The organism is Williamsia sp. (assembly GCF_016462415.1).
Lineage (GTDB): Bacteria > Actinomycetota > Actinomycetes > Mycobacteriales > Mycobacteriaceae > Williamsia_A.
This window is the reverse complement of sequence record NZ_JAEMTF010000021.1, coordinates 15,343-23,899: the sequence shown is the minus strand read 5'-3', so window position 1 is coordinate 23,899 and position 8,557 is coordinate 15,343. Positions and strand designations below refer to the sequence as shown.

The 8,557-nt window shown below is 67.0% G+C and carries 8 protein-coding genes; 7 read left to right on the top strand and 1 reads right to left on the bottom strand.

What is annotated here, in order from left to right:
* The first annotated feature begins 216 nt into the window (after positions 1 to 216).
* The 6 genes from JHC79_RS07740 to JHC79_RS07715 all read left to right on the top strand — a co-directional run bounded on the left by JHC79_RS07740 (position 217) and on the right by JHC79_RS07715 (position 6,242).
* Positions 217 to 837, top strand: coding sequence for a LysE family translocator (locus tag JHC79_RS07740; RefSeq protein ID WP_296389578.1), 621 nt, complete (start codon positions 217 to 219; stop codon positions 835 to 837).
* Between the two features lie 90 nt (positions 838 to 927).
* A complete protein-coding gene (locus tag JHC79_RS07735; protein WP_296389577.1) occupies positions 928 to 1,773 on the top strand; it encodes a nitrilase-related carbon-nitrogen hydrolase in 846 nt (281 codons plus the stop codon).
* 32 nt (positions 1,774 to 1,805) lie between these two features.
* Positions 1,806 to 3,227 (top strand): dihydropyrimidinase, encoded by a 1,422-nt coding sequence (gene hydA / locus JHC79_RS07730; protein WP_296389576.1) that lies wholly within the window; start codon positions 1,806 to 1,808, stop codon positions 3,225 to 3,227.
* Positions 3,228 to 3,280: 53 nt separating this feature from the next.
* A complete protein-coding gene (locus JHC79_RS07725; protein WP_296389575.1) occupies positions 3,281 to 4,321 on the top strand; it encodes a TIGR03842 family LLM class F420-dependent oxidoreductase in 1,041 nt (346 codons plus the stop codon).
* 30 nt (positions 4,322 to 4,351) lie between these two features.
* Positions 4,352 to 5,713, top strand: coding sequence for an aspartate aminotransferase family protein (locus tag JHC79_RS07720; RefSeq protein ID WP_296389574.1), 1,362 nt, complete (start codon positions 4,352 to 4,354; stop codon positions 5,711 to 5,713).
* Between the two features lie 70 nt (positions 5,714 to 5,783).
* Complete coding sequence (locus tag JHC79_RS07715; RefSeq protein WP_296389573.1) at positions 5,784 to 6,242, top strand: VOC family protein; 459 nt, start codon at positions 5,784 to 5,786, stop codon at positions 6,240 to 6,242.
* An 8-nt stretch (positions 6,243 to 6,250) separates the two neighbouring features.
* On the opposite strand, the gene soxR is transcribed toward JHC79_RS07715, so the two are convergent.
* Positions 6,251 to 6,706 carry a redox-sensitive transcriptional activator SoxR gene (gene soxR / locus JHC79_RS07710; protein WP_296389572.1) on the bottom strand — a complete coding sequence of 152 codons (456 nt, stop codon included), beginning with the start codon at positions 6,704 to 6,706 and terminating at the stop codon, positions 6,251 to 6,253.
* A 376-nt stretch (positions 6,707 to 7,082) separates the two neighbouring features.
* Between soxR and JHC79_RS07705 the strand changes: the two genes are divergently transcribed.
* Positions 7,083 to 8,444, top strand: a complete 1,362-nt coding sequence (locus tag JHC79_RS07705) for an MFS transporter (RefSeq protein WP_296389571.1) — start codon at positions 7,083 to 7,085, stop codon at positions 8,442 to 8,444.
* Positions 8,445 to 8,557: the final 113 nt, after the last annotated feature.

Genomic DNA, 8,557 nt, shown 5'->3' with positions numbered 1-8,557 from the left:
GATCTACGCCGCGATCATGGGCCTCGCGGTGCTGTCGCTCGTGTCGACGACGGTGCGGTACTTCCGACGCGCCGTTCCCCATCGCCCCGAGATGGTCAGCAATCTTTCCCGGTGAGCGGGAAAGAATGCTGACTCTGGCCTCGCACCGCCGGCGGCGCGGACCCCGTGGCCGTCCACGGCTTGGGGGCAGCGCGAGCAGGCCCTATCGTGGCCCGCATGAACTGGGCTTCCTATGGTGCGTTCCTCGCTCTGGCGGCGTTGCTGACGCTGCTTCCCGGCCCCGACACCGCGGTCGCGATCAAGAACACCCTGCAGGGCGGACGACGGCGCGGCGGCTGGTGTCTGTTCGGCATCAGCACCGCCAACGTCGTGCAGAGCACCGCGGCGGCGGCCGGCCTCGGGGTGCTGATCGTGACGATCGAACCGCTGTTCCTCACCGTGAAGTACGTGGGCGCCGCATATCTGTTGTTCCTGGCCTTCCAGGCACTGCGCAGCGCCCGGCGCGGGGAGTACGACGACGACACCGCGGTACGCAGCGGCTCGTCCTCGGCGATCGCGGGGTGGCGCCAGGGGTTCGTGTCGAACATCTGTAACCCCAAGGTCATCGCGTTCTACCTGGCCGTGCTGCCACAGTTCCTCGGCAGCGACCCCAGCCTCGCGGCGATCGCCATCTACGCGGTGAGCTTCCCGATCATCGGCACCGCCTACCTCGGGGTGGTCATCTTCGGTGTCGACCGGGCGCGAGAGATGTTCACCCGCAGACGTATTCGTCGGACCATGGACGCAGTCACGGGCGCGGCGCTGGTGGCGTTCGGACTCCGGCTCGCCACCGAGTGACCCGCTGAGCCGGACGCCCCGCCACGAGAGCGGAGATCGTTTTACCCCAATGCAATGCCGCAGAAACGTGTCTGGGCGCAGAATCTGGGGATGAACGAGCAGACCGTCCGTGCCGCGATCGTCCAGACATCCTGGACCGGCGAGCGCGAGACGATGATCAAAGCCCACGTCGATTACGCGCGGGAAGCGGCGCTGCAGGGCGCACAGATCATCGGGTTCCAGGAGGTCTTCGACGCGCCGTACTTCTGCCAGGTGCAGGAGGAGAAGTACTACGCGTTCGCCGAGGAGATACCCGGCCCCACCACCGACACCTTCTGCGAGCTCGCGAGAGAACTGTCGATGGTGATGGTCGTCCCGATCTACGAGCGCGAACAGGGCGGATTCCTCTACAACACCGCGGTGGTGATCGATTCCGACGGCACCCTGCTCGGCAAGTACCGCAAACACCACATCCCACAACTGCCCGGCTTCTGGGAGAAGTTCTACTTCCGTCCCGGCAACCTCGGCTGGCCGGTCTTCGACACCGCCGTCGGCAAGGTCGGTGTCTACATCTGTTACGACCGCCATTTCCCCGAGGGCTGGCGCGCGCTCGGCCTCGCGGGCGCGCAGATCGTCTACAACCCGTCGGCCACCAGTCGCGGCCTGTCGAGCTACCTGTGGAAGCTCGAACAGCCTGCGGCGGCCGTCGCCAACGAGTACTTCGTCGCGGCCATCAACCGCGTCGGCGTCGAGGCGGAGTACGGCGACAACGACTTCTACGGCACCAGCTATTTCGTCGACCCCGAGGGCAAGTTCGTGGGGGAGGCCGGTTCCGACACCGACCCCGAACTCATCGTGCGCGACCTCGACCTGGGCCTCATCGAGTCGGTGCGCAACCGGTGGGCCTTCTATCGCGACCGCAGACCCGACGCCTACGGCCCGCTCACCGCCCCCTGACATCCGCTCTCCTCGATCGAAGGGACACCACAGTGCCGACGACGTTCATCCATGGCGGGACGGTGGTGTCGACCACCGGCGCCCAACCCCTCGACGTCCTGATCTCCGACGAGACCATCGTCGCGGTCGTTGCTCCCGGATCCACCGCCCTCGGTGCCGATCTCGCGGCGAGCGCCGACCGCTCGATCGACGCGACCGGGCGCTACGTGATCCCCGGCGGCATCGACGCCCACACCCACATGGAGATGCCGTTCGGTGGCACGTTCGCCTCCGACACCTTCGAGACGGGCACCCGCGCCGCGGCGTGGGGCGGCACGACGACCATCGTCGACTTCGCCGTACAGAACCCGGGGATGCGGTTGCAGGACACCGTCGCCGCGTGGCACGAGAAGGCGGCGGGCAACTGCGCCGTCGACTACGGCTTCCATCAGATCATCGGCGGCGTCGACAGCGACTCTCTCAAGGCGATGTCCGAGCTCGTCGCCGAGGGCATCACGAGTTTCAAACTGTTCATGGCCTACCCGGGTGTCTTCTACTCCACCGACGGGCAGATCCTGCAGGCGATGCAGTCCGCGGCCGAACTCGGTGCGCTGATGATGATGCACGCGGAGAACGGGATCGCGATCGACGTGCTGGTCGAGCAGGCGCTCGCCCGCGGTGACACCGCCCCCTATTTCCACGGCACCTCGCGCGCCTGGCAGATGGAGGAGGAGGCCACCCACCGGGCGATCATGCTGGCCCATCTGACCAAGGCGCCGCTCTACGTCGTGCACGTCTCGGCCAAGCAGGCCCTCGAACAGATCGCGACGGCTCGCGGCAACGGGCAGAACGTGTTCGCCGAGACGTGCCCGCAGTATCTGTACCTGTCCCTCGAGGAGCAGCTCGGCGCACCGGGTTTCGAGGGGGCGAAGTGGGTCTGTTCGACTCCCCTGCGCCCACGTGCGGAGGGCCACCAGGACGAACTGTGGCGCTACATCCGCACCGGCGACGTGACGACGGTGGCCACCGACCACTGCCCGTTCTGCATGAAGGACCAGAAGGACATGGGCGTGGGGAACTTCGCGAAGATCCCCAACGGCATCGGGTCGGTGGAACACCGGATCGATCTGATGTTCCAGGGCGTCAAGGACGGCAAGATCTCGCTCGAACGCTGGGTGGACATCTGTTGTACGACACCCGCGCGCATGTTCGGGATGTACCCACGCAAGGGCGTGATCTCCCCCGGCGCCGACGCCGACATCGTCATCTACGACCCGAACGGACACACGAGCATCGGCGTCGACAAGACGCACCACATGAACATGGACTACTCCGCATACGAGGGCTTCGAGATCGACGGCCACGTCGACACCGTCATCTCGCGCGGTCGTGTCATCATCGACGACGGCGCCTACCACGGCACCAGAACCCACGGCTCGTTCGTCAAACGCGGCCTGTCGCAGAACCTGATCTGACGGACACGAAGCGCAGCGGAGCTGGACCAGACGAGAGCTAGGGGTCATCAGACATGGATTTCGGTGTTGTGCTGCAGTGCAATCCGCCCGCGTCACGCGTGGTCGAGCTCGCCGTGCGGGCGGAGAACCTCGGGTTCTCCCACGTGTGGACCTTCGACTCGCACCTGCTGTGGCAGGAGCCCTACGTCATCCACTCGGCCATCCTGGCCGCCACCCGCAAGGTGATCGTCGGGCCGATGGTGACCAATCCGGCCACCCGGGACCCGACGGTCACCGCGTCGACGTTCGCGACGCTCAACGAGATGTACGGCAACCGCACGATCTGCGGCATCGGCCGCGGCGACTCCGCGGTGCGGGCCCTGGGCGGCTCACCGACGACGTTGGCGACGCTGCGCGAGTCGATCGAGGTCATCCGCGAACTGGCCAACTCCCGCGCGGTCGAGCACGAGGGCAGCAAGGTCCGGTTGCCGTGGAGCACCGGGTCGTCGCTGGAGGTCTGGGTCGCCGCATACGGTCCGAAGGCGTTGGCCCTCACCGGGGAGGTCGCCGACGGGTTCATCCTGCAGCTCGGCGATCCCGACATCGCCGCCTGGATGATCGAGAAGGTGCGTGCGGCGGCCGAGTCGGCCGGGCGGGATCCGTCGACGGTGACGTTCTGCGTCGCCGCCCCCGCCTACGTCACCGCCGACGACTCCCCCGAGGCCATCGCCCACGCACGCGATCAGTGCCGCTGGTTCGGCGGCATGGTCGGCAACCACGTCGCCGACATCGTCGCCCGCTACGGCACCGGATCCGACGTCCCGGCCGCGCTCACCGACTACATCGCCGGGCGTACCGGCTATGACTACAACCGCCACGGTCGCGTGGGCAACAGCCACGCCGACTTCGTGCCCGACGAGATCGTGGACCGGTTCTGCCTGATCGGCTCCGCCCAGACCCATGTCGCACGCCTGGCCGAACTCCGTGCGCTCGGCGTCGACCAGTTCTCGATCTACCTACAGCACGACGCCAAGACGGCGACCCTCGAGGCCTATGGCGAACGGGTCATGCCCGCACTGGCCGATCAGGTGACCGCGATCGACACCGCGCCATGAGCATCGTCGGAGACGGGGGACACTGGGACCATGGCTGACAATCACATCGACCCCGCGGCCGGGGCACAGGTCCGCGCCGACGACCGCGCCCACGTCTTCCACTCGTGGTCGGCGCAGGCCCACATCGATCCGGTGCCCATCGCGGGCGCGCAGGGATCGTGGTTCTGGGACTACGACGGCAACCGCTGGTTCGACCTCGGCTCCCAGATGGTCAACGTCAACGCCGGGCACGGCCACCCGGCGATCGTCGAGGCGATCTGCGAGCAGGCGAAGACACTGCCCACCATCTCCCCCGCGTTCGGCAACGACGTCCGCGGCGAGCTGGCGCGACTCATCGCCGAGCGGGCACCGGGCGACCTCGACAAGGTGTTCTTCACCAACGCCGGCGCCGAGGCCAACGAGCACGCGGTGCGGATGGCGCGCGTGGTCACCGGCCGCTCGACCGTGCTCTCGATGTACCGCTCGTACCACGGGGCGTCCGGGACCACCATCGGTCTCACCGGCGATCCGCGACGCTGGCGCGCCGAACCGACCGGCGGCGACGTCGTCCGGTTCTTCGGCCCGTATCCGTATCGCTCACCGTGGGCCACCGACTCGGTCGAGGCCGAGGCGGCCGCGGCCCTGGCGCATCTGCGGATGGTCGTGGAGTTGCAGGGCCCGAACAGCATCGCCGCGATCATCATCGAGACGGTCATCGGCACCAACGGTGTCCTGGTCCCGCCGCCGGGGTACCTCGCGGGTGTCCGCGAACTGTGCGACGAGTACGGCATCATCTACATCGCCGACGAGGTCATGGTCGGGTTCGGACGCCTCGGAGAGTGGTTCGGCGTCAACGCCTTCGGGGTCACCCCGGACCTGATCACCTTCGCCAAGGGCGTCAACTCCGGCTATGTCCCGCTCGGCGGGGTCGTCATCGGATCGCGGGTGGCGCAGCACTTCGACGACGTGCCCTATCCGGGTGGCCTGACCTACAGCGGCCACCCGTTGGCGTGCGCCGCCGGCGTCGCGTCGATCAAGGCGTTCGAGGCCGACGGTGTCATCGACCGGGTCCGTGCGACCGGTGAGGACCTGATCCGGCCGACACTGTCGAAGATCGCGGCGAACCATCCGTCGGTCGGCGAGATCCGCGGGATGGGGTTCTTCTGGGCGATCGAACTCGTCCGTAACCCGGAGACCCGGGAGGGGTTGGTCCCGTTCAACGCCTCCGGTCCCGACGCGGCGCCGATGGCCGAGCTGATCGCGGCGTGCAAGGGCAGGGGCGTCTGGCCCTTCACACACTTCAACCGGATCCACGTCGCGCCGCCGTTGACCACATCCGACGACGAGCTGACCGACGCGCTCGCGGTCATCGACGAGGTCCTCGACCTCGCCGACGCGCACGTGGTGTCGTAGACGCAACGATGAGTTCGGGCGCCTCGGCGGGTCTGTACGGTGAGCACCCACCCGCGTCCGAGGAGTATTCATGGCATCGATCACCCCGTCCCTGTGGTTCAACGAGAATCTCGAGGAGGCGCTCGAGCTGTACACGTCGGTCTTCGCAGATGCGACGGTGCACGGGGTGAACCGATCGTCGCCCGACGGCCCGGTGCTTTCGGCCGAGTTCGAACTCGCCGGTCAGCGGTTCATGGCGCTGAACTACCCGTCCGATTTCCGGTTCACCGAGGCAGCCTCGCTGGTGATCTCCTGCGCCGATCAGGCCGAGGTGGACCACTACTGGGATCAGCTCGTCGTCGGCGGCGAGGAGTCGCAGTGCGGGTGGCTCAAGGACCGGTTCGGTCTCAGCTGGCAGATCGTGCCGAAGCGGTTGTACGAGTTGCTGTCCGACCCTGACCCGACGCGCGCGAACGGCGCGATGCAGGCCATGCTGCAGATGCGCAAGATCGTCGTCGCCGACCTCGAGGCCGGCGCCGACAACGCCTGAGGCGTTCGTCAGTTCTCGCGCGGCACCCGCAGGCGTGAGGCGCCCGGACCGGTTGCGGCGGCGACGTCGTCGGGGTTGAGCAGCTTGCAACTGCTCATCGACAGGCATCCGCATCCCACGCACGAGCCCATCAGGTCACGCATGTGCTCGAGCAACTCGATGCGCTCGTTGATGTCGTCGATCCACTGCTTCGACGCCTTCTCCCACATCCGTGGCGTCGGGGACTCCGTGGTGCCCAGCACCGCGAGCACCTCACCGATCTTCGTCAGCGGGATACCCGCGGCTGCGGAAGCACGGATGAACGCGACCCGACGCAACATCGCGCGGTGGTACCGGCGTTGGTTACCCGAGGTGCGGCGACTGAAGATCAGTCCCTTGTCCTCGTAGAAACGCACCGCCGACGGCGCGACGCCGGCTCGCTGGGCCAACTCCCCGACGGTCAGTTCGAGATTCTTCGGTGGCATGCCGAGCACCCTACGCCGACCTCAAGTGACATTGAAGTACGAGAATGCCGGCACCCCGGCGAAACGCGCCACTTTCCACGAAACGCTCCACCTACAACCTGAGCGTTTCACCAGAAGTGGAGCGGATTCCACGTGCTGACTGTGCGGAAAGCGCCATCGAGTGTGCTCGCCACCAGACGCGAGCAAACAGCCAAACAACGCACACTCGGTGCGCGCTTTCGGCACAATCAGCGGCTCTTCCCACCCCACCGACAAACGCTCCACTTCTCGCCAAACGCTCCACCTACAACCGGAGCGTTTCTACACAAGTGGAGCGGATTCGCGGCTCGTACCCCGTCCCCGACCGCACCACCACAGCGGTCATTAGTCTGTCGAAGTGACTGATCTCCAGACCCCCGCGGTGAGCGTCGCAGCGCGTCTCGACCGCCTGCCGATCGTGCGTGCGCACTGGGTCGCCACCGGCGTCATCGGGCTCGGGCTGTTCTTCGACCTCTACGAGAACTTCCTGGCCGCGACCATCTCGTCGGTGCTGCGGACCGACCTCGACCTGAGCCGGACCGAGCTGAACCTGCTCCTCGGATCAGCGTTCCTGGGCCAGTTCCTCGGTGCTGCCGTGATGGGCCGATACGCCGACCGGGTGGGCCGGCGCCGCGCGTTCATGATCAACCTCGCCGTGTACTCGGCGTTCTCACTGCTCGGCGCGTTCAGCCCCAACGCGACGTTCCTGGTCATCACCCGTTTCATCGCCGGCGTCGGTATCGGCGCCGAGTTCGCCCTGGCCGACTCGTATCTGTCCGACCTGCTGCCCAAGAACATGCGGGGCAAGTTCATCTCGTGGGCCTACACGGTCGCGTTCCTGGGGGTGCCGACCGTCGGCCTGCTGGCGCGGTGGCTGGTGCCACTGGAACCGCTCGGGGTCGACGGGTGGCGGTGGCTGTTCGTGTTCGGCGCACTGGGCTCGTTCGCGGTGTGGTTCGTGCGGCGCGGTCTGCCCGAGTCGCCGCGGTGGCTGGAGACGCAGGGCCGCCACGACGAGGCCGACGAGATCTGCCGACGCTTCGAGAAACAGGCCATCGACGCCGGACACGTCCTGGCCGAGCCCGATCGGCACCTGCAGATCACGCCGATGAAAAAGGTCTCACCGACCGCCCTGTTCCGCGCGCCGCTGACCCGGCGGACGATCATGCTCTGGATCCTGTCGGTCCTGGAGGTGTTCGGGTACTACGGGTTCGGGACCCTGGCACCCATCATCCTGCTGGACAAGGGCTTCGATCTCGTCACATCGCTGGGGTTCGTGGCGGCGACCTACATCGGTTACCCGCTGGGGTCGATTCTCGCGATCCCGATCGTCGAGCGCGTCGAACGCAAATGGTTGGTCATCTCCTCGGCCGGACTGATGGCGGCGTTCGGACTGTGGTTCGGGTTCGCCGACGCCGCCTGGGCGATCGTCGTCTCCGGCGTGCTCTACACGATGGCGTCCAACCTGTTCTCCAACGCCTACCACGTCTATCTCGCCGACTCCTACCCCACCGCGATCCGGGGAACGGCTGCGGGCGCGGCATATTCGCTGTCGAAACTCGCCACCGGCATCCTGCCGTTCATCCTGCTGCCGTTCCTCGATGCGAACGGCTCGGGTGCGGTGTTCACTCTCGTCGCCGTCGCGATGGTGGCGCTGATGGTCAACGTCGCCGTTCTCGGCCATCGCAGCACGGGGTTGTCCGCCGACGCGACCGTGTGATCCCTGCGGAGCGCAGCGACGGCGTTCGACTCTGCGGAGCGCAGCGACCGCGTTCGATCCTGCGGAGCGCAGCGCGAGGTTTGACTAGCCCATGACCCCGATGGATGCTGGAG